Origin of the sequence: Fibrisoma limi BUZ 3 (assembly GCF_000296815.2) — a bacterium.
GTDB lineage: Bacteria > Bacteroidota > Bacteroidia > Cytophagales > Spirosomataceae > Fibrisoma > Fibrisoma limi.
On the sequence record NZ_CAIT01000006.1, the window covers coordinates 1,787,013 to 1,807,505 of the forward strand.

The following is a 20,493-nucleotide window of genomic DNA, read 5'->3' on the forward strand; positions in this document are numbered from 1 at the left end:
ATAATGAAATTAACCAGCATCTCCTCCCACCTACCTTCGGCCCAGCCTCAATGGGTAAGACGTTTTGCCAAGCTTGGCCTCGGAGCCAAAGGCGTTGTTTACTGCTTAGTTGGTTTACTAGCGTTTATGGCTGCTTTTGAAATTGGTGGCCGTTCGGAACGCCAACTTAATAAACAGGGAGTCTTTCGATTTATACTGGATCAACCGTTTGGACAGCTGTTGCTGGCACTGGTAGCCGCAGGTCTGGTCTGCTACGCCCTCTGGCGGCTTACGCAGGCTTTTCTCGATAACGAGCAAGAAGGCACTGACGCCAAAGGCATTGGCCGTCGGATAGGTTATGCCTTCAGCGGGTTGGTCTATGGCTTCCTGGCTTATGGTTCTTTCCGCATGGTAGTAGGTAGCCAAGGCAATCAGGGCGGGGATAGTTCACGCCAGACCCTGGTTCGGGAATTACTACAGAAACCCTTTGGCCAGTGGCTTGTCGGCCTGATTGGTCTGTGTATCATTGGCGTTGGGTTATACCAGATCTACCGGGCCTTGTCTGGTAAATACCTGAAAAATGTCCAGACTTCTTCTATCAAAACGGAAGTGAAGGCAATCATCATCCGGTCGGGCAAAATTGGTTATATCGCACGGGGAGTTGTCTGGGGGCTAATTGGCTACTTATTTATAAAAGCGGCTTTAGAAGCAAATGCCACTCAAGCTGGAGGCAGCAGCCATGCTTTTGTTTTTCTGGAGCAAGCCAGTTACGGCTCTTATCTGCTTGGTGCTGTAGCATTGGGCTTGTTTTGCTATGGTATATTTATGTTTGTACGGGCCCGGTACGAAGTGATCAACACGAGTAGCTAGGTCACCCTGGACTTGCTACATTTGACTGGATACTGCTTTTAGGCAGCTTTGGGGCAAAATCCAATGTAACCATCACTAAACGACCGCAAGGGCGGACCCTGTGTGTTTGACGAAGCCTTTAAAGAGATGGCCCCGCGCCGGCGGACCGGTCGAGTTATCGTATGTCAAAGGCTCGATCCAAGATGCGGCTCGTGAACTGGGTGTCGATCCGGGCCGAATCCGTAAGTGGCGACAACGCTCAAAAAAAGCGGATCAAATCCAACCAGCCAGCTCCACGCTTACCCCCGAGCAGCAACAGATCCGACAGTTGCAACGAGAGCTGAAGGAAGCTCAGCTGGAACGCGATATATTAAAGAAGGCCGTCAGCCGCGCGGCATCTTCTCCAGGGGCGACCGCGCGGCTGACCGTGGGAAATATTCCGATTTATAGCAGAACATGCCAATCAGTTTCCCACGGTCCGCCGTGCGGTTGAGAAGATGTGTAAGATACTGAAAGTCAGCAGTAGCGGCTATTACTATTGGCGCAAGCATCCAATCGGCGTTAGGCAACAAAACCAGCATCAGTTGGTAAACCACATCCACCGGGTGCACAAGCAGAGTGAAAGCCGGTATGGTAGTCCTCGGATTGCCGATGAAGTCCGCGAACAGGGCATAAAAGTATCCCGTAACCGGGTGGCCAGGCTCATGAAGAAAGCCGGTATTCGCAATATCGTCTACAAAAAATATCGCGTGCAGACAACTGAGTCTGATCACGATTATCCAGTGGCCAAAAACGTGCTGAACCGAGAGTTTACAGCTGACAAACTTGGACAAAATCGGAGCGCCGAAGCGATGGGTGTCGGACATCACGGCACAGGCCGCCCTGCTATATTGCCACTGGTCAAGGGTGGCTGTTTCTAACAGCAATTATAGATCTGGCCGGCCGAAAAGTTGTAGGCTGGGCGATGAGCGATACGCTCAAAGCGGTAGACACAACCGTAGCCGCTTGGCGTATGGCGCTCAAAAACAGAGCAATATCCAGTCATCTTATCTTTCATTCGGATCAGGGTGTTCAATATGCCTGCGCTGCATTTAGAGATGAGCTGAAGGATTTGCCTGTTGAACAGAGTATGACGGGGCCGCCCGGCGATCGCAAAGAGAATTGCCGCGGTGGCGGACCACTGGGATAACGCTGTAGCGGAGAGTTTTTTCAAGACCCTCAAAAGCGAGTTGGTTAACCATGTGCATTTTACCACACGTGCAACAGCTCGTTTAGCTATCTTTGAATATATCGAGAGTTGGTATAACCGTCGACGGACAATCGACATTACATTACAGAACACCCAGTCAACAAGAAACCTATTTTTTCACTACTACAATGGCCGCCTAAAAAACTCTCCACTGTACTGTTGCAAGTCCATACCTATCGGTCCTAAGGTAACATCGCCAATTTCGCTGGAAAGTTGGTTAAAAAGCGAAAGGTCGGTTGTTTCTCGCGTACTGTCTTCAGGCCGTTTTCCTGCAAGCCGTATCACCTTGGAGAAGCCTGCCGGGGAAAAAACGGTTAGCAGTTTTGTTATGCCTTTACCGGTAGCTGAGAGCGCATGAGGTTGCCCTTTAGCAATCGTGTAAGCCTGTCCAGGCCCAATGACAATCACTTCAGTGTCTGTGTAAATAGTCAGTTCCCCTTCTAATACGTACTCTGTCTCCGTGTATTGTTGATGTACGTGTGGCGGAGTCTCGCGCCCCGATTGTGAAATGGTAGCAATAAGATCGTACCGCTCATCTGTGTCCGATCCGTCTGCGAGAATTTCCCGCTGCATACCTAATAGCCAATATGTGTTGCTCATGTGATTTTTGTTTAAAAATTGTTGTGAATGTCAACTAATCATTCTTGTGAAAGGTGGCGTGGATGGTCAGCAACTGCCAAGCTTCATTTTCTCTCACATAAACCTCTGTAAAGCGTTCAGTCTGAACAACGCAAATGCCATCAATCATTAATTCAATTACACAAACAGAAGTAACCATCACCACACACTCAGTACCCACAAACTTTTGATCGGACCAGTCCATACGTTTCACAGTTAGGTGGTTATTGACTATGAATTGGTCAATAAATTCGTCAGCAGTCTGCGTGCGTGCGTCGGCGTGCGTAAAAATAAAATTCCGATGAAGCGTGTTCGAAACCCCTTTAAGATCTTTACAGATAAGTTTTCTGAAGAAAGTCTGACGAATATCTTGCAACACTTTTAGTTGCGCATCTTTTGCATTCATACACCCTCAAATCCTTGATAATCCAAGTAATCAATATATCCTTTTTCTGATGGAGAATAGAAACAGGACCGGTCAGCGTCCATAAGCGGCAGATCATGTTCAAGACGTAAGGGCAAGTCCGGATTTGAAATGAACGCCGTTCCAAATGAAATGAGATCAGCTTCTTTCTGATTAATCGACTTCTGCGCTTTTTCTTTTGTAAATCCTCCGTTGAGAATTAGAGAACGTTTGAAACATTTGCGGATGGCCGTGAAGCAATTATCAATAGCCTGCCTTAAATGGTCACCCTGCTGATCCAAGCGAGTTACTGAGTCAACTAAATGCACATATAAAATGCCTACCCTTTCCATTTCAGTAGCCAGCAATTGATACGTTTCGTTGATCTCGTCGTAGTGGGGAAGGTTTCCCAAGGTATTATAAGGTGAAAACCGGATACCTACTCTTTCTTCTCCAATAGCATCTGCCAGAGCCTCCGCTAATTCAACGGCAAATCTTGACCGGTTCTTCACACTTCCACCATATTGATCTGTTCTGGTGTTGGAATTCGGATTAAGAAATTGCTCTAGCAAATACCCGTTCGCGGCATGGATCTCAATACCATCGAAACCAGCAGCCATCGCATTTCTGGCTGCCGTTACAAACTCTTCTATTACATATTGTATTTCCTTCCTGGATAGCTCGTGTGGAGTATCCGACTTAACGAAGCCCTCCGTGTCCGACCAAACATCTACATTGGCCGATATCGCGCTCGGCCCCACAATACGTGCTCCGGCTGGCAAATTAACGGAGCTGCCAAGTCGACCACCATGGTTAAGCTGAGCAATGATCTTACTTCCACCGTCATGAACAACTTTCGTAATCTTAGACCATGCTTCGGTCTGTAACTCATTAAAAATGCCGGGTACGCGCGGATACCCAAGACCGTCCGGTGATGGCGCGATGCTTTCTGAGATGATGAGCCCTGCCGAAGTGCGTTGGCGATAATATTCTACCATCAAGTCATTGGGAAAATTGTTGAAAGCCCGCGAACGGGTCATAGGTGCCATGACAATACGGTTTTTTAAAGGAACAACGAAATGTCGATATGGCTGGAATAATGTAGGGCTGACTTGCTTATTCATTTTAATTTGAACTACCATTTTTTTGACAAAAGTAGGCGCCCAATTTACCGCTCTCAATCACCACTTCCGGGGTTTATTGAACCATTTTAGGTGATATACTCAGCTCAGAATTATTTGCCAAGCTACTGGCTGTTTACATATAAGCTAAACTCCTTGAATTACTTGTTACTCACACCAAATGAGGGTATTGAACCTGCCTAAATTTGGTGATGTACCTTTTAAAAACAGCATACAATTTTGTCGAAACAAAAATGTATACAACATGAATGAGTTTAATAGTAAGAATGAATTAGTTAACAAAGTCGCACTTATAACAGGAGGTAACAGTGGCATAGGATATGCTACCGCTAAGGTATTACACGCTGCAGGTGCTTCTGTCATCATAACCGGACGCAATGAAGAATCGGTTGAGAAGGCAGCAAAAGAATTGAACGTCACGGGGATGATCGCAGACCAAAGAGATTTGTCGACGTTGGATCCGCTCTTTGATCAGATTATAATTAAACATAGTAAAATTGATATCCTATTTTTAAATGCGGGGGTTGGCACATTCCAATCAATTGACTCAGTTACAGAAGCGTCTTTTAATCTTATTATGGATACTAATGTCAAGGGGACATTTTTTACTTTACAGAAACTATTGCCTTTGATAAGTAATGGTGGTTCAATTATATTTAATGCATCTGTTACCCCCTTATTAGGCATTCCTAATTCAAGTGTATATGCGGGTAGTAAGGCAGCCATTGTTTCTATGGCAAGGGTATTAGCGAAAGAATTATCTTTTCGAAGCATTAGAGTCAATACCGTATCGCCTGGTGCAATCAAGACGGGCGTTCACAGCGCTTCACCTACGGCTCATCAAAGAAAAATTGTTACAACACCGCAGAAGCTAAAAGCTTTTGAAAATGCTGTTGAACAGAGAATTCTATTAGGTCGATATGGGCTAGCGGAAGAGGTAGGAAACGTGGTTAAATTCTTAGCATCGGATGAGGCAAGCTTCATAAACGGATCAGTTATTACCGTAGACGGTGGGGTTACCGTTGATCCTTTAGGTTATTAATTGACTGATTTCTGGTATTAAGTATTATTTATAAAGAATCATAAATCAACCAAAAGGTCAGTAAAAATTTTACTGACCTTTTGGTTGATTTATGATTCTAGGAAACGGTCAAACTTTGCGTTGTCCCTTCGAGAATAATCTTGAATCTTGGAATGATTTCTGCATATATGCTTTTTAGTTGACCTGCTTCGGGGCGATCCCATGTACCCTGCAATTCAGCAATGATGCTATTGGCGGTAACTGGAAGCGCGCCCGCTTGTGTGCAGCGTCTAATCGCATTTTCATGAGCTTCTTGACTAACGTCTCCACAAGCATCGGTGACCAGGTAGACGGTAAAATGTTCTTGCAAAGCCGATAGCGCCGGAAATGTAGCGCAGACACTTGTCCAGATGCCGCAAATAATCAGCGTTTTCGCTTTTGTTGCTTTCACCGCTTGGACAAATTCCTTGTGGTCCCAAGCGTTTATTTCAACAGCGCGCACGATATGAACGGCATTGGGTGCACCCGCTATGATTTCTGGCAGAACCCGTCCGTTCTGTTCAGGGTCAATACTTGTAATGATAACGGGTACGCCAAGCAATGTGGCGGCAGTCGCTAATGCTGACGTGGTATTGCGCACTGTTGCTACCGGTACATTTTCAATCGTCTGCATAAATACACTCTGATGGTCTATAAACAGAACAATTGAATCGGACACCTTTGCTAACGTTTTAAATGGTACTAATTGCTGATCCTTCATTATCGACATTGATTAAGTTACAAAATACCAGATCCTACACCTGTACGAACAGACGTAAAAGATGCGATCATCCGGATTATTAAGGTTATTTACATTCACATCTAAAAAACGTATCGGTCAGAAACCAAGACGTTTTCTACCAAAACCGAAAAGTCTGATTCATAATAAGTAAATAGGATTGGGGCCATCAGTTGATGATTACTGCTATTCGTCCAGAATGGCAACGACCCGGGCTGGAGCAGCTGAAGCACCTACAATTTTCAGCGGGAAAACGCAGATCTTAAACCCCTTGGGCGGCAAAGCGGCCAGGTTGACAAGTTGTTCAATATGGCAGTATTCCTGCTCACGGCCAACAAGGTGTGCCTGCCAAAACAAACTTCGATCCTGTAGCAGTTTGGCCTGTTTGATCATATACGGCAGGGGAAGATCCCATCCCCATTGGTCGATGCCCATTACCTTAATGCCCTGTTCTATTAACCAGCGGGTTCCTTCCGCACTCATACCAGTACCTACTTCGGCAAAGTTTTTCTGTCCGTTAAACTTGTCCCGGCCGGTGCGGATCAGCACAATCATAGCGGGTTTAAGGACAACGTCTATTCTTCGAAGCGCTTCCTGCAGGTCATCGACGGTGATAGGATCAAAATCAACCTTATGGGTCATATCGAGAACGACGCCATCACCGTAGCACCAATCAAGGGGAATCTGGTCAATGGTTTTAGCGGGCTCTCCAGCTACGGTAGGCGCATAGTGCCAGGGAGCATCTATGTGGGTCGTAGCATGAACGCCCATTCGTTGAATCGTATCGTCAGCCCAGCCGGTAAACTCTTTTGGAAAAAGCCGAAAGGGTAAACCTAGTAGTCGAATTAACCATCTCGCCTGCTGATGTGATTTGTGTTTGATCCTGACGCGCATGTACCAAGGGTCGTCAGCATTGTATTGAATGGGCTTCGAAAGGTCAATGATGCGGGCCACGAACAAAACGTATTGATTTGATATAGGTGAAAGTTAAATAATTACTCTACTTTTCGCTGTAAACTCACTTTAAACCAAGCCCTGATTTATGGCCTTGGCAACCACTTCCGTCAGTGAAGCGACATGCAGTTTCTCGTAGATTTTCTTTACATGACTGCGTACTGTTTCGTAGCTGATATTAAGCTTGTAGCCAATCATTTTATAGCTTAATCCATTGACGATGCAGACCAGCACTTCTTTTTCCCGGGCGGTGAGGTGGTACTCCTGCGCCGGTTTCTGCTCGGTGGGCGACTGTTGCTGAAGAATTTTCAATACCCGCCGGGCAACGGAGGGGCTCATGGGCGCTCCTCCATCCCGTAAGTCTTTAATGGCATCGACCAGCAAGGTATTTAAATGACTTTTCAAAATATAGCCCGATGCCCCTCCGCAAATGGATTTAAAAATTCGGTCATCGTCTTCAAAAACGGTTTGCATCAAAATTTGAGTAGAGGGCAATTCCTTATGCAACGCCTTGATGGCACCAATGCCGTCCAGACCCGGCATTTCGATGTCCATTAAAATGACATCAGGACGACATTTTATAGCATCGTGAACGCAGGAGTTGGCATCGCTGAAAATGCCTACCACTTCAAATGTAGGTTCGGTAAGTAACAACAATTTGATACTGTTTCGGATGTTTTTATTGTCATCGAATACAGCTATTCGCACACTCATAGATACTGGTTTGCTAGAGATGACTGAACTTCATTCGTAGGTACAAATTTCCCGAAGCTCCCCTCCTGTTCCTATCCCCAGATTAGGTGATATTTATACTCAATTTAATGCGGGTTCCCTGCCCGATAACACTATCAATCAAGAAGGGTGCCTGCATCTCCTGCGCCCGCCGGCTCATGTTCTGCAACCCATTACCCGAAAGCGACTGAGCAGACGACTCCAAAACCTCGTTCAGATTATAGCCAACGCCGTTATCCTGCACCACCAGCTCCAGTCTGTTGTTTTTCAGCCGAATACTTACTGCTAGTCGTACACAGTGTGCATATTTTAAAGCATTATTGATGGCTTCTTTGACAATCAGGTAGATATTCTTTCGGACGACCATACCCAGGTTCAACGTATTAATTCTTGGATCGACTGCCATATCAAAATGAATATTTTTAGCCGCACAGAGCGGCCGTGCGTATGATTCAATTCGTTTGACAATACTCGTCATACGGTCATCCGTCGGTTTAATGGCCCAGACAATGTCTGCCATTTCAGTAATCATTTCGTTGGATGTCTCACCGATGGTAGTCAACAGCTGTCTTAATTCCTGCGCTTGTTGCTGATCCTGGTAGATGGAAGCTACCCGGCTATAAATTGAAATGCTACTCAGCGTCGACCCAATATGATCGTGTAGGTCGCGGGCAATTTCATTCCGGATTGCCTGCTTTTCGTAGACCTGCTTTATTCGATATTTGTAAATGGCGTACACCATGATTAGAAAAATCAGGCTACTTAGCATGCAAAACCACCACGTCTGCCAGAACGGGGGATTAATGCGTATCCGAAGTTCCGTTATTCGACTGCCAAAGCTTCCCCGCCAGTTACTTGCCCTCACCAAAAACCGGTACTGTCCGGCCTTTAAATTGGAATAGCTGGCCACTGTGTTCTTTCCAGCGTCCGTCCACTTCGTATCCAGTCCCTCCATCATGAAGGCATACTGAAGGTTATCTCCGCTGAATTCAGGTGCAGAAAACTCAATTGAAAAATAGTTCTGCTGATAAGTTAGCTCAACCGATTTATTCGTGAGAAGGTCCGGTTTCGAATCTGTGAAGATTTTAAAATCCGTCAAATACACGGGAGGCTCTTTCGTAATTCGTGAAATTGTTTTCGGATTAAACACGACATAATAGTTTATTCCGGCCGCGTACATCGTATCCCGACTGTCTTTATAAATATACCCTTTTAGCCCACTTTCGCTCTTCAAGGCGGGCAGATCATAGCAACTGTACGTTCTAAGCGCATTATCGTATTTATGAACGTGGCCGTTGCAAATCATCCAGACATTGTTCCGGGAGTCAATTTGAAGACCTTCTGTCAGGTTACTCGATTCACGAATGTGCCGAAATTTCCCCGTTCGTGGATTAAAATGATTGACTCCTCCCCCGTATGTACTTACCCACAATTGCCCCTTTCTATCCTCTTGAATGTCATAGACATCATCACAGCTTATGGGATATGCATTCGCCGGACTGTTTCTAAAGTAGCTAACAGGGTGCTTACCGGGCTGTGGCCAGTTTCCCAAGCCATATCGGGCTGTAGCCAGCCACATGACACCCGCTTTCGACTTATACAGCTTACGGATCAGGTTATCTTTTAGGCTGTATCGGTCAATAATCTTTCTGACCGAATCCATCCGCGAAACCCACACCTTGTCGACAAGGTCATAATAGGTCAGATAATGGCCATAGGGCGATACTAACAGCACCGGGTGCGCATTAAGGGTGTCTCTGACTACCGAAACTACCCTCGACGCGATCAGTTTTTTCATCACGGGGTCGGCTTCCGTATTGGGTAAGGGTGCAACGGTATTGGTAACGGGATTGTACACAAAGAGCGTGTAGTCCGTGCCCACGTACAATGTATTGTCCACATCCTTAAAAAACTTGGTTACGGCCAGGGGTTGTCCTTTATAAACGACGGTTCGTTTTTCAAACGACTGGCCTTGATCAGACGTAACGAAAATACCTTCGTTCGTGCCAATCCACAGACGTTGTTGCTCGTCTTTATAGAAGTCGTAGATAGTAATATCTGTAGGACCTTTGGGTAAGCAAATGCGTCGGAATGGACTATACAGCGGGTTATACTTACTGACACCGTTGTTGGTACAAGCCCAGACAATACCCGACCGGTCAATATAGACAGCGTTAACGTGGTTATCAACTAAAGTGCCTTTCTTAAGTGGATCGTTGCGGTAGGTAGTGAAGCGATTCCGATTCGGATCGTAAACTATCAGCCCGCTTTGCCGACTTGCCATCCAGAGTTGCCGGTTACCTGCTTCGGCAAACGATACAATTTCGTCATCCGGAAATGAGGCTGGATTGCTGGTGTGGCTAAACGCTTCCTTGGCGCTTTTCCGGCAATCGTAACGATACAGGACCTTGTCCCAGGAGCCAAACCAGACCGATTGGTCGCTGCTTTTATAGATGGCTGAAATAGAAGCATGGGGCAATTTTGCGTACAGGTTCTTGTACCGAGCATCTGTCTCATAAGCCAGTGTGCGAGTATTTATCTTCAGTAAACCTCCCCCTTCCCGGCCTACCCACAGCACCCCGTCCTGGTCGAGCATGAGCGATAAAATACCACGGGTGCCCGTATTGACCGGTATATCAAATCGTTCAGTCTTCTTATTAAACCGAACAACCCGGCTTGAACTAGTTGCCAGCCACAGATTACCCCGTTGATCGTCAACAAGCTTGTTAATATGGTTTTCCGGAATACTTCCCGGCACCGTTTCGCTGTGCCTGAACCGCTTAAATTGCAAGGACTGGGCTAGCCGATAATCATATTTGGTTAAGCCACCATCGGCGGTTGCGATCCAGAAAATACCTGCTTTGTCTTCCAGTATGTCGGTTATCCGGTTTCCGGAAAGCGTAGTGGTATCAGTTGGCGAACTTCTGAATACGGTGAATGACTTTCCGTCGTAGCGGTTCAGGCCATCTTCCGTTCCGAACCAGATGAATCCTCGTTTGTCTTGTAAAATACAGTTGACCTTATTATTAGAAAGGCCATTTTCCGCCCGAATCGTCGTAAAATAGGGATCAGGGGTACGTGAATTAACCATATGGGCTGCTATCATCATACCCAGAAACATCGTTTTCATGTTACGTTCTGATCGTTAGCAATGAGGTTATTCAATTATGTTTTAGAAAAGCTACGGGGCCTCTATTCTTTTTATCAGTCCGGTTATGGCCTACGGACCTGTTAGCCATCATCCGGAGAACCGTTTCTTGCCCCCTGTGCTGCCTTATTGAAAGGAGAGCAGGTAAGCATAGACGGATTTAAGCTCTTCGTCGGTAAACTGGGCCGTTACGTTCCAGGGCATGTCCTTCTGGTTTAGCTGTTTCCCTTCCGGGGTGCGTCCCGTCCGAAGCGTAGTCATAAATTCCGCTTCCGTCCATTTACCTGGGTTGCCCGTCGCCGTAATGTCTACCGAAGGTTTTATGCCTGGAATACCCAGATCGCGGCCCTTGAAGTTGTCGCCATGACACCCCTGGCAGTTTACCGCCAGGTATTTCCCTTTTTCTTTTGATACGCCTGTCTGCTGGGCAAAGGATACCGGAGCATTATGGTCTTTGATCAGTTCAGCCGGAGCCAGATTCGGAAATTTTCCCACCTGATAGAGAATGCGAAGCATGGGCCCCAACGTGCTTTTAGGTAGCTCCCGATCAACGGGTGGGAGTGTCTGGAGGTAGCCGACCAGGTAAGTCAGGTCTTTGTTCGTCAGGTGGAAGAACTCGTGCGAGGGCATGATCAGCAGCGTTTTACCCGCTTTGTCTACGCCGTGTTTAATGCCTCTGATCCAATCGTGTGCAGTTAGCGAACGACCCAGGCCACCTTTTCCGCCCGTTAGGTTCGGCCCGGCAATGAACCCCAGGGCCGGATCGTCAAGAAATACTTTACCCCCTAAATCCGGGCCGTGGCAGTCAACACAGCCCCTAGTGTCGAGAATATGTTTTCCAGAAGCCAGACTTGCCGAATCGGTAGGAATCTGCTGATTCGGTATGTTAACCTGGTAGACTTTATTAAGCCGCTGTTTGGTTTTATAGTAGATAATCCCGTAAGCCATTAAAAGAATGAAAAGCAGAGCACCCAGTATTCGTAGGGTCCAGGTGCCTATTTTTTTGAAAATTTCCATTGATTAAGATGTGTTTAATTAAATGCGAGGGAAATCCTGTAATCGGTGTAGCATTGATCCGTGTATTCGAAAATTTTCCATTTACACTGTATTACTAGTAGAGTTCAAAATAACACGTGCGACGTATTATTTTCTTTACTGACTAACCGTAAAACTTTATCAGATAAAAAGAAAGCCCACTTATCAACAGGAAGCTAATACTGGTGCGGAAAGGGTCAAAAACAAGCAGAATTTTTCAAGCGAATTAAATCAGAAAATAAACCACTGCGCTTCTCTAACGGCGACCAATCATGCGGATACATACGAACTATTCAGCAAGCTACTTGTTACAAAAAGACTTATTTATAACATGATCCACAATTATATTGTGTAGTAGTGTCTGGTCGTAATCTAAAGCGTTTTTCATCATTAGTTTTGTTGTCTGGCGCCTGCTTTTTAGTATACACGCCCTGCTTTATACTACTATACACCAAAAGCATACCACAATGCAAAGAGAGAGTACCACCTAAGGCATATTTGTATAATACCTTTGACTATCAGATATTTACAAATAATATGTATTTTGCTGAAATACCGTATAGGATCACATAACCTCCGTTTATTTCGGAGGTTATATCGTTTATCTACGAAAGTTTCGGAGTTTTGATGACTTAAAAACTACAATCGCAAAACAAGTATTTATTGAAAAATAACTTGACTAGATACATAACGATATTGATAATCCGCGTGCACTTTTCACCCCACGGTTAGTTTAAATTCAAATGTCATTTTCTCACAATAATAAATCGCACAGGTCATTTCTCACCTGTGCGATTATCAATACAGAATAACGTACGCTTATTGTTTTATAAACCGTTTTCGTATCAGTCGATTGCCACTGGAAAATTCTATGACATACGTCCCTGTTTGCAGGTTGCTTACATCCAAGTACTGATTAACGGTTTGTACTTTGTATTGGTGGCCTGTACCAAGGTGAACAATCGTGCAGATACAATCACTTTCGAGCCCTTTAATAGTTACTATTGTCTGGGCTGGATTTGGATATAGAACGAATAATTTTTCGTCCGCAAATTCAGTTGTTGAGTGATCTGACGCACTACGTGTCCCAGTCGAACTGCTGCCGTACACTTCGAGTTCAAAAATGGAATAGCCATACTGATTATGCCGTTTTGTCCCGTAAATTCTGACGTATCGCCCGGTTGCGTTTAAGCCCGTGTGCGTATTGACCAACGCCGTATTGTTGGTAATCGATTTAACATCATTCCATTCTCCAACCACATTGGCTACCTGAAGCTGATAATCTTTACCTCTCGCATCCTCCCAGGTAATTTTCACTTCACTGAGTGCATAGACCGCTCCTAAATCGACGTAGATCCACTGCGGGTCCGAAAACTGGCTGGACCAGCGGGTATTCAGTTTGCCATCTACGGCCGACTGCCCCGGAAACGACCCATTCTCGGTGGACGAAACAACAGTCGGTTTGTTTAACGCCAGGTTGGTTCGCCCGCCCATTTCCGGCTTGACCGTAATCGTTACTGGAATGGATACGGCGCTCTGCCCGGTTGTTGTCGTGGCTTTCGCTGTTATGGAGTAAGTCCCCGCTGCTACGTGGCTCCAGGTATATTCGTATGGGCTGGTGGCATCTTCGCCCAGTTTAGTACTACCCTGAAAAAACTCTACTCTGCTGATCGTAGACGGCCCGGCCGTAACGCTGGCCTGAACCGTAATGTTGGCATGGGCAGAAAATTCCGTGTTGTTTGTGGGCGCGGTGATGGCTACCTCCAGACTGGCGGGCTGATCAACGAGGGCGAACGTAAGGTAATTAAGGTTAAAATCAGTCGCATCCATCACCACACGCAGGATTTTCCGGCCCGTTGACAGTTCGGGCGTCGTGACGGATACCGTTTGCCAGGCCTGAAAACCGCCAGTGACCGGAACCGCTATAGCCCCCGATACAGTTTGGCCATCCAGCTCGACGTGGAAGCTCTTGGCGCCACCCGGATTAGCTACACGGGCCGCCAGCGTATACCGACCGGCGGTCGTTATATCGACGGTGTATTCGAGCCACTCCCCGGTTGCTACGTAGCCGATGTTATACCCCCCACTGACATCCGCGCAACCTTCAATGTCCACGTCGTCGTTTTCCCGGTGTTGTTTCCCTGAATTACCCGTCGTAGCGTCGTGATAGGCAATTTCTTTACCGCCGAAGTCAAAATTTTCCGCTTCGATTTTTCCCGGCAACGCTACGGGCGCTCCCAGGAATGGATTCTGAGCAGTACTTTTAAATTGGTAGCTGGCTGTGTACGTAGTATTTGCCCCCGGCACCCGCAGCGTCTGGCTGGCCGCACCGCCATGACTCCAGCCCGCAAACTCGTATAGGCTATCGCCAACTGAATGTTGCAAAGGTGCCTTCAAGTCGATAGTCGCGCCCACAACCAATTCGCGCGAAAACGGCGCAACGTCCTCCCCGGCCATGACCAGTCTAACACCCGGAACGGTAGCATTGGCCGTAAGCGTGACCTTGTTCGGGTAAATGTCGACCGAATCCGTACCCGTACGCCCTTTGGAGTCCGTGACGGTCAGCAGCAGCCGAATCCAGAGATTGGGCGACAACTCTCCGCCGTTGCTGGCCTTGAAGCTGCCCGACTTAATGCCAGGGGCAATGGCCGGTCCCGGATGCCAGTGTTCGCTGGTTGGATCGTCCTTGTGAAACTGCCGCAATTCCCATCGAAACGCCGAAGCGGGCAGGGTACCATCTTCCGCATCAGTAGCTTCGGCCGCAAACTGAACCATGTCATCGACATTGTAGGTGAGCGACGACGCCGGTTGCAGAATGCGCGGTACGGGCCGCGCATTGAACGGCAGCACCGTTAGCTTCGCTTCTGCTGACGTAATGCTCCCGGCCGAGTTGGTAACGACGCACCGGTAGTTAGCGGCATCCGCTGGCTTTACCTGCGAAATCGAGAACGTGGAAGCCGTTGCTCCGGCTATGGAAACGCCATTTTTCTGCCATTGATACATCAGTGGGTTTACGCCATTGGCCGTTACGGAAAAGGTCACCGCATCGCCCTCGACAATACTTTTGCTTTCGGGCTGGTTGGTGATGGCGGGGGCCTGACTGGCGTTGTACTCCAGTCGCCAAAGAGTCCCTTCGTGATACTTTACGTAATAAATATTGCCGTCGATTCCCACACTGGTACCCAGTATTCTATAGAAACTCTCGGCCGAAAATTCGCGGTGACCCGCTCCCGGATTGGTCGCGTCGATGCTTCGCAACCAGGGTCGGCACCAGTCCGTGAAATAAAACCGGTTTCTGTATTCGGCCGGGTAGTTCGTAGTAGGTGGGTTGAAGAACACCCCCGTCGTAATGGCACAGCCCCAACTTTCGCCCGTGTAAGCAAAAACCGGCTGGATGGTATTGGCGTCCTGCTGCGGCCCTGATTTCTGTCCGCTATCCCAGCCGTAATTATATTTTTTTGCCGGATCGGGACTGGTGACGTCATTGATTTCCTCATACGTGCCACCCACATTGACTACGAAAAGTTTTTGAGAAACCGGATCAAGCGCCATCTTCCAGGGGTTTCTCATGCCAATAGCCCAAATGCTACGTTTCTGACGGCTCGCCCCAGCTTCGTTGTAGTATGGATTGCCCGGCGCGGGTTGGCCGTCTTCCGTCAGGCGTAGAATCTTGCCTCGGTATGTATTGAGGTCAATCGCATCGGCGGGGGTGCTACTTTCACCGATGGCTACGTATAATAGATTATCCTTAAACCGGAGCGCGCCACCGTTGTGGAGGCCACCCTTGATCGAATCAAACTGCATGACCCTCTCGGAAGAACTCACCTGATTGGTACCGTTGATGGTGATCAGGTCCAGGTAATGGTATTTCTTGGCGGGATTGGTGTAAAAAATATAACACTTGCCGTTCGTGGCAAACTGGGGATGAAGCGTAATGCCCAAAAGGCCCTGTTCATCGTCGGTGGTTGTAGCCACGGTATGTACGGTCGAAACCGTTCCGTTCTGATACACCTTTACGTTCCCCGACCGTTCGGCCATAAAAATCCGGCCGTCCGGGGCGTGGACCAGTTCAATCACTTCTTTAAGCTTATCTGCTAATTTCCGCTGGGTGAATCCCGCCGGTAGCTGGCCATACGCCATCAGGGGCATCCACAATAACAACCACATCCCGAAGCGCATCACCTTTGAAATGTGGGCACGGCTCAATGAGTTGACAGGTAATCGATTTTCCATCTTGTTGATTTTAGTTAGTGCACATAAATCAGCTAAAGTGATGCCGGGAACCGGGGCGTTCTGGCGGATCAACCTCCAGGTCAGACCTGGTTACCGGCGTGCGGTCAATAACCGATCTGATCAGATCGGTTATTGACCGCCGGAAGTGCCGACTAAATTGATTTAATCGACAACCGCGCGTTTCTGTACTATTAAATTTGAACGGTCAAAATTGGGGCAGAAGACGCCTGCGGACTATCCCCGATAGTGGGGATATACATCCCTGAATTTAGACATCCCTATACCTGGTATTGACCTCCCACCATTAAAAAGAGGTTGTCCAGAATGGCTTGACTTGGCCAATACACGCAGGACTACTTTGCATACAGTGTTTAGAACACGGCACTGAGGCTGATGCGGACGCTACGTGGGCTTCCCGGCATAACTGCCGAGTCCAGAAGCCGACCACGATGCGGCAGCGTTTGGAAGCAAACCTGTATGGGATCGTTAAAAGCCAATCCCATACGACCAGGTATAAAATGGCCAGGCAGCAGGCGACACGTACAGGAATTGAGCTTGCTTAATATGTAATCCTGTCTATGTCGCCCACTATCTGGCCCTGCCCTGCATTAGTTATCTGTTAGGCTACATCGGCGGTAACCTTCTTTTGGACACTTAGCCACTCCGTAAACGTTTGCAATTCGGGATTAAGCCGCCGGGAAAGCGCTACGCTCCGGGCTCCTACGTATTCCTGATTGAATTCACATTTGAATTGCAGCATGTTGCCAATGTCGGCGGCTCCCGGAAAACCCAACGCCCGAAAAGCCTCATGCGAAAAGGGTGCGTACGTTACGTGCTCATTGAACGAAGCCGAAAATGCCTCGGCCAGCTGTTCCCCCGTCAGATGCTCGCCAACAATACCCACTTTCTCACCTATATACTCCTCACCCGCTTTAAAAATGCCGTACGCACATTTACCAATATCCTCGACAGCAATGCTGGGTAGTTTTTTGTCGGCCATAGGCAAGGTAAATACCAGCCGTCCCGACGCATCGCGCTGTGGTCCTAGGCCGTGCGTGATGAAATTCTCCCAGTAAAAAGAGGTCAATAAGAAGGTGGTGGGTATTTTCATATCAACAAAGAGCTTGTTAGCCTGCCCTTTGATGTCAAAATGAGGCACTTTGTACTTACCCCCGAGGGTTGGCATACGGGGATCATCCAGTTCCATAAACTCACGGGTGTCTTCCAGCGTGGAGAACACTACATGTTGCACGTTAGCCTGTTTAGCTGCAGAAGCCATATTTTTTAGTTCCTGCCACTCGCGCTCGGCCGAGAAATGTTCCCAGTGAAAACTAACTAGAAAGGCTCCGTAAGCGCCGGAAAAGGCGTTGATCAAACTTTCGACATTGTAGACATCGGCCGCCACTATTTCGGCTCCCAGTTGAGCCAGTTCTTTTGCTTTGTCGCTCTCAGGATTACGGGTGATGGCCCGCACGCTGAACTTCGAGTTGGGATCATTCAGGATAGCCCGTACCAGCCCTCCGCCCTGGGCACCCGTTGCGCCCAGCACTGCAATTACTCTCTTCGTTGACATATTGTATTTATTTATTCTGAAAGGGCAAAATTCGGCAATCAGCGACAGGGCTCTATCCCCTAATCTGGGGTCAGACTCTGACCGAAAATAGGCATTAACGTTTTTTTGCGATTGTGCTCAGCTTGCCCGGCGTGTTCTTTATTCACTATGTGGCGTATCACCCATTTTAGTGATTAAGGGTGCTGAATCTGGGGATAATTTGAACGGGCTACCATCACCACCTTTGCACCTGTCCAGCAGTTGCCGTACTAGGCTGGCTGGAGCATTGTCTTATTCCTCAAAACCAATCGTCCAACTTTCATGAAGACCTTATTGTGGCCTCTCCTGCTCTTAGGTACATTACAGACTCCAGAATCTTTAATCAATCGCCCTCCAACGTTAAAGATCCAGGGCAACGATCTGGCGATAGCGGCCGACCTGGCTGCGCAACTCAGCGTTCCGCCCACATTGGCTGCCAGCGGCAAACCCGCCCTGCTGGTCATCGCGTTCCGGGTTGCGCCAAATCATCAGCTTACCGATCTGAAAATATTCACAGACAACCCTACTCTGAATCATGAGCTTGAGCAACAATTACGTAATGTGAGAATTTCCGAAGCGCCTGACAATCAAAGCAACATTTATCAGATGCGGCTCCGGTTCACTGACCTCTGAGAAAACAGGTCCACGTAAAATACTTACTGCCTGCGCAATCCATGACGTAGTACGCGCCAGATGATACAAGGATGAAATAATGTTTTAAGCGGGTCTAGTAAATTGATGACCCGTAGTAATGCCGCCCCTACCACCGCATCCCGGTGCGTGGTCCGTTGCAGCCGACTCATATAGGCGTTAACCAAGTCTGTGCCCGGGGCTTTATAGCCCTGGGTTTCCTTAAACCGAAAGTCCTCTGCCACCGCCATCTGCCAGGGTGTATCAATGATTCGAGCAATTCGGTTGAAATACGGTTTTCGTATCCCACGGTAGTCCCCCCGTCGTTGTTTTAATAGCGTGTCCAGTTCTGCTGCCTGCAACATAGCCGAAGTCATGCCCTGACCATACAATGGGTTAAAGCTACACACGGCATCCCCCAGCACCAGATAGCCTTCCGGAAACCGATGCAGACGCTCAAAATGTCGGCGTACATTGGCCGGAAATTTATACTGTACGATGGCCGACAAAGGTTTAGCTCGACGGATCAGATCGTATACATCAGGTGCCGGTAAACTTTGAGCAAAAGCCAGAAAACCAGCCTCATCGGTTGGGGCGTGATCGCCGTGCCAGCCACTTAAGGCCACCATCCAACGGCCATCCTCGACCGGGAGCGCTCCACCCATCCGCCTTTCCGTTGGCGCATCCGGTGTGACGAACACCCAATCCTGCTGAGCATTTTTACTAAACACTCGTTCATAGAAACGGGTGGCATAGCCAGTTCCGCAGGTAACTACGCTCTCGGCGGGTTTGTCGTAGCCAAGCTGCTCAAGCCACTTCGGGCCGAGCGATCCCCGCCCACTGGTGTCAATCGTTATATCGGCCGTGAGCACTTGGGGTAATGCATCCCCTTGATTAGGCTGTAGCTCCACCCCCAGAATGGATTGGTTATCCAGGGAGGTCACTAACCGATTGACGGTACGTCCATCCAGTAAATCTACATTATGCAGGTTCAGCACCTCTCGGCGAATTTTCCATTCCAAAAATGGTCGACTGCAAAACAGGATTTCCCTGCCCAGCTTGAACCGTTTACGATACCCTCCTCGATTGAACCATTGCATAGACTCGGTCATATCGCCGAAGGGAACACCACTGCTTTTTATGGCGGTGATCACATCGGGAAAATACCAATCCAACATTTCCAGGCCTTTAGCCAGCAGGATGTGCGGATGCCGAGCATGGGGTTGCCCTTTTCGGGCCTGCGGCATGTCGGGTACCAAGTCGCGCTCAACGATGATCACCTTGTCAAAATGAGTACTCAGGACGCGGGCCGTCATTAGACCCGCCATACTAGCGCCTATTATAATAGCCGATGAGGACGATGGTCTTTGCATAAGATAACCAAGAAAAGTTTACGTTCCCCTTTTGTCTGCCAGCATCCTGACGGAAATTGGTTAGATTAACGATGACCTATATACGTACGACAATTTAGAATGGAAGGCTATCAAGGTAATTGACAAAAACGTAGCGGTGGTGAATTGACGGGAAGCATGGCTGCGTGGCAATGCGCTCTGCCAATCGCTTCCAAGCTAACCTAGTTCACCCCCGCTTTGAAAAGCAGCTATTGCCTGCTGTTGATTACTCTAAAATAAGTAAAACAGGATGCGATAACGTTGGTTGTTTCGTTCCCATTTTCCATCTGCATAACATTGCGGATCAATTAAGTGTAATCAGGCGATCTGTCTCATAAGATTGGTGCGGCCTGGTCGAAAGCGTCAATTTATGTGTGGTCGTTTCGATGCCGTTCGTGATCACTAGTTGATAAACGCCATCATCAAGTTTGCTCAAGTCTAACTGAATGCGATAATGCTTTTCCCGGCGGCCAAGATGAGTAATGAGCATAGAATCCCGCTGTCCTTTACATAAGTAGATATCTACTGGACCATCCATGTCTTTATCAACGAAGACTCTGACTTTGCTGCCTTCAGTAGTATAGATGTTCGACCGATATGTAGCGCCTGTTTTTGGTGTGTCAATCGAATTCGGCGAAGCAACAGATGCCGACAACATAACCAGACTCGCTGTGTAGGCAAGCAGCATTGGTTTAATTGCTTTTTTCATGATTAATAAAATTGGATCAGCCCGGCTGGAC

Annotated in this window: 18 protein-coding genes and 1 pseudogene; 7 read left to right on the forward strand and 12 right to left on the reverse strand. The window is 47.7% G+C overall.

The genetic code is table 11. The features are described from left to right. Window positions 1-3 precede the first annotated feature (3 nt). From BN8_RS15325 to BN8_RS33910, 5 genes and pseudogenes are all read left to right on the forward strand, one after another. Complete coding sequence (locus BN8_RS15325) at window positions 4-849, forward strand: DUF1206 domain-containing protein (protein WP_009282819.1); 846 nt, start codon at window positions 4-6, stop codon at window positions 847-849. Window positions 850-949: 100 nt separating this feature from the next. Then, window positions 950-1,321 (forward strand): transposase, encoded by a 372-nt coding sequence (locus BN8_RS33900; protein ID WP_083882500.1) that lies wholly within the window; start codon window positions 950-952, stop codon window positions 1,319-1,321. A 4-nt stretch (window positions 1,322-1,325) separates the two neighbouring features. Then, the gene (locus BN8_RS32495) at window positions 1,326-1,748 is read left to right on the forward strand and encodes an IS3 family transposase (RefSeq protein ID WP_083882501.1); all 423 of its coding nucleotides are present in this window, start codon (window positions 1,326-1,328) and stop codon (window positions 1,746-1,748) included. 14 nt (window positions 1,749-1,762) lie between these two features. Further along, entirely contained in the window at window positions 1,763-2,017 is a 255-nt protein-coding gene (locus BN8_RS33905; protein ID WP_374755528.1) for a DDE-type integrase/transposase/recombinase, read from the forward strand. Beyond that, window positions 1,998-2,138, forward strand: a pseudogene (locus BN8_RS33910) (IS3 family transposase); the annotation flags it as partial. The gene BN8_RS33905 and the pseudogene BN8_RS33910, both read left to right, overlap by 20 nt. 62 nt (window positions 2,139-2,200) lie before the next feature. On the opposite strand, the gene BN8_RS31810 reads toward BN8_RS33910, so the two are convergent. From BN8_RS31810 to BN8_RS15345, 3 genes are read right to left on the reverse strand one after another with little or no spacing between them, the layout of a single operon-like run. Beyond that, complete coding sequence (locus BN8_RS31810) at window positions 2,201-2,677, reverse strand: cupin domain-containing protein (RefSeq protein ID WP_051041057.1); 477 nt, start codon at window positions 2,675-2,677, stop codon at window positions 2,201-2,203. Window positions 2,678-2,711: 34 nt separating this feature from the next. Then, window positions 2,712-3,101 (reverse strand): nuclear transport factor 2 family protein, encoded by a 390-nt coding sequence (locus tag BN8_RS15340; protein WP_040005843.1) that lies wholly within the window; start codon window positions 3,099-3,101, stop codon window positions 2,712-2,714. Then, window positions 3,098-4,222 (reverse strand): alkene reductase, encoded by a 1,125-nt coding sequence (locus BN8_RS15345; protein ID WP_040006124.1) that lies wholly within the window; start codon window positions 4,220-4,222, stop codon window positions 3,098-3,100. The genes BN8_RS15340 and BN8_RS15345 overlap by 4 nt, the downstream gene beginning before the upstream one ends. Before the next feature lie 262 nt (window positions 4,223-4,484). On the opposite strand from BN8_RS15345, the gene BN8_RS15350 reads away from it, so the two are divergent. Then, a complete protein-coding gene (locus BN8_RS15350; protein WP_009282821.1) occupies window positions 4,485-5,282 on the forward strand; it encodes an SDR family NAD(P)-dependent oxidoreductase in 798 nt (265 codons plus the stop codon). Between the two features lie 97 nt (window positions 5,283-5,379). Here the strand turns inward: BN8_RS15350 and BN8_RS15355 are convergent, their stop codons facing one another. From BN8_RS15355 to BN8_RS15385, 7 genes are all read right to left on the reverse strand, one after another. Then, window positions 5,380-6,021 carry an isochorismatase family protein gene (locus tag BN8_RS15355; protein WP_040006125.1) on the reverse strand — a complete coding sequence of 214 codons (642 nt, stop codon included), beginning with the start codon at window positions 6,019-6,021 and terminating at the stop codon, window positions 5,380-5,382. Window positions 6,022-6,225: 204 nt separating this feature from the next. After that, window positions 6,226-6,993 (reverse strand): cyclase family protein, encoded by a 768-nt coding sequence (locus BN8_RS15360; RefSeq protein ID WP_040006126.1) that lies wholly within the window; start codon window positions 6,991-6,993, stop codon window positions 6,226-6,228. Between the two features lie 69 nt (window positions 6,994-7,062). Further along, window positions 7,063-7,707: a response regulator gene (locus tag BN8_RS15365; RefSeq protein ID WP_009282823.1), complete on the reverse strand. Its 645-nt coding sequence runs from the start codon at window positions 7,705-7,707 to the stop codon at window positions 7,063-7,065. A gap of 82 nt (window positions 7,708-7,789) precedes the next feature. Beyond that, on the reverse strand, window positions 7,790-10,855 hold the full coding sequence (locus BN8_RS15370) for a sensor histidine kinase (RefSeq protein WP_009282824.1): 3,066 nt from the start codon (window positions 10,853-10,855) through the stop codon (window positions 7,790-7,792). A 144-nt stretch (window positions 10,856-10,999) separates the two neighbouring features. Further along, window positions 11,000-11,890 carry a cytochrome c gene (locus tag BN8_RS15375; protein ID WP_009282825.1) on the reverse strand — a complete coding sequence of 297 codons (891 nt, stop codon included), beginning with the start codon at window positions 11,888-11,890 and terminating at the stop codon, window positions 11,000-11,002. Between the two features lie 837 nt (window positions 11,891-12,727). Then, the gene (locus BN8_RS15380) at window positions 12,728-16,141 is read right to left on the reverse strand and encodes a PQQ-dependent sugar dehydrogenase (RefSeq protein ID WP_083882504.1); all 3,414 of its coding nucleotides are present in this window, start codon (window positions 16,139-16,141) and stop codon (window positions 12,728-12,730) included. Window positions 16,142-16,760: 619 nt separating this feature from the next. Continuing rightward, complete coding sequence (locus BN8_RS15385) at window positions 16,761-17,714, reverse strand: NmrA/HSCARG family protein (protein ID WP_009282828.1); 954 nt, start codon at window positions 17,712-17,714, stop codon at window positions 16,761-16,763. Window positions 17,715-18,014: 300 nt separating this feature from the next. On the opposite strand from BN8_RS15385, the gene BN8_RS15390 reads away from it, so the two are divergent. Then, window positions 18,015-18,365, forward strand: a complete 351-nt coding sequence (locus BN8_RS15390) for a hypothetical protein (protein WP_009282829.1) — start codon at window positions 18,015-18,017, stop codon at window positions 18,363-18,365. Between the two features lie 23 nt (window positions 18,366-18,388). Here BN8_RS15390 and BN8_RS15395 read toward each other — a convergent pair whose 3' ends face one another. Next, a complete protein-coding gene (locus tag BN8_RS15395; RefSeq protein WP_009282830.1) occupies window positions 18,389-19,735 on the reverse strand; it encodes an NAD(P)/FAD-dependent oxidoreductase in 1,347 nt (448 codons plus the stop codon). 322 nt (window positions 19,736-20,057) lie between these two features. Continuing rightward, complete coding sequence (locus BN8_RS15400) at window positions 20,058-20,462, reverse strand: hypothetical protein (RefSeq protein ID WP_144051675.1); 405 nt, start codon at window positions 20,460-20,462, stop codon at window positions 20,058-20,060. Between the last annotated feature and the right edge of the window lie 31 nt (window positions 20,463-20,493).

Excerpts from the sequence above, each read along its gene's own strand:
- BN8_RS15325 (WP_009282819.1), top strand. The coding sequence starts at position 4 with ATGAAATTAACCAGCATCTCCTCCCACCTACCTTCGGCCCAGCCTCAA.
- BN8_RS32495 (WP_083882501.1), top strand. The coding sequence starts at position 1,326 with ATGTGTAAGATACTGAAAGTCAGCAGTAGCGGCTATTACTATTGGCGC.
- BN8_RS31810 (WP_051041057.1), bottom strand. The coding sequence starts at position 2,677 with ATGAGCAACACATATTGGCTATTAGGTATGCAGCGGGAAATTCTCGCA.
- BN8_RS15340 (WP_040005843.1), bottom strand. The coding sequence starts at position 3,101 with ATGAATGCAAAAGATGCGCAACTAAAAGTGTTGCAAGATATTCGTCAG.
- BN8_RS15345 (WP_040006124.1), bottom strand. The coding sequence starts at position 4,222 with ATGAATAAGCAAGTCAGCCCTACATTATTCCAGCCATATCGACATTTC.
- BN8_RS15350 (WP_009282821.1), top strand. The coding sequence starts at position 4,485 with ATGAATGAGTTTAATAGTAAGAATGAATTAGTTAACAAAGTCGCACTT.
- BN8_RS15355 (WP_040006125.1), bottom strand. The coding sequence starts at position 6,021 with ATGAAGGATCAGCAATTAGTACCATTTAAAACGTTAGCAAAGGTGTCC.
- BN8_RS15365 (WP_009282823.1), bottom strand. The coding sequence starts at position 7,707 with ATGAGTGTGCGAATAGCTGTATTCGATGACAATAAAAACATCCGAAAC.
- BN8_RS15370 (WP_009282824.1), bottom strand. The coding sequence starts at position 10,855 with ATGAAAACGATGTTTCTGGGTATGATGATAGCAGCCCATATGGTTAAT.
- BN8_RS15375 (WP_009282825.1), bottom strand. The coding sequence starts at position 11,890 with ATGGAAATTTTCAAAAAAATAGGCACCTGGACCCTACGAATACTGGGT.
- BN8_RS15380 (WP_083882504.1), bottom strand. The coding sequence starts at position 16,141 with ATGGAAAATCGATTACCTGTCAACTCATTGAGCCGTGCCCACATTTCA.
- BN8_RS15385 (WP_009282828.1), bottom strand. The coding sequence starts at position 17,714 with ATGTCAACGAAGAGAGTAATTGCAGTGCTGGGCGCAACGGGTGCCCAG.
- BN8_RS15390 (WP_009282829.1), top strand. The coding sequence starts at position 18,015 with ATGAAGACCTTATTGTGGCCTCTCCTGCTCTTAGGTACATTACAGACT.
- BN8_RS15395 (WP_009282830.1), bottom strand. The coding sequence starts at position 19,735 with ATGCAAAGACCATCGTCCTCATCGGCTATTATAATAGGCGCTAGTATG.
- BN8_RS15400 (WP_144051675.1), bottom strand. The coding sequence starts at position 20,462 with ATGAAAAAAGCAATTAAACCAATGCTGCTTGCCTACACAGCGAGTCTG.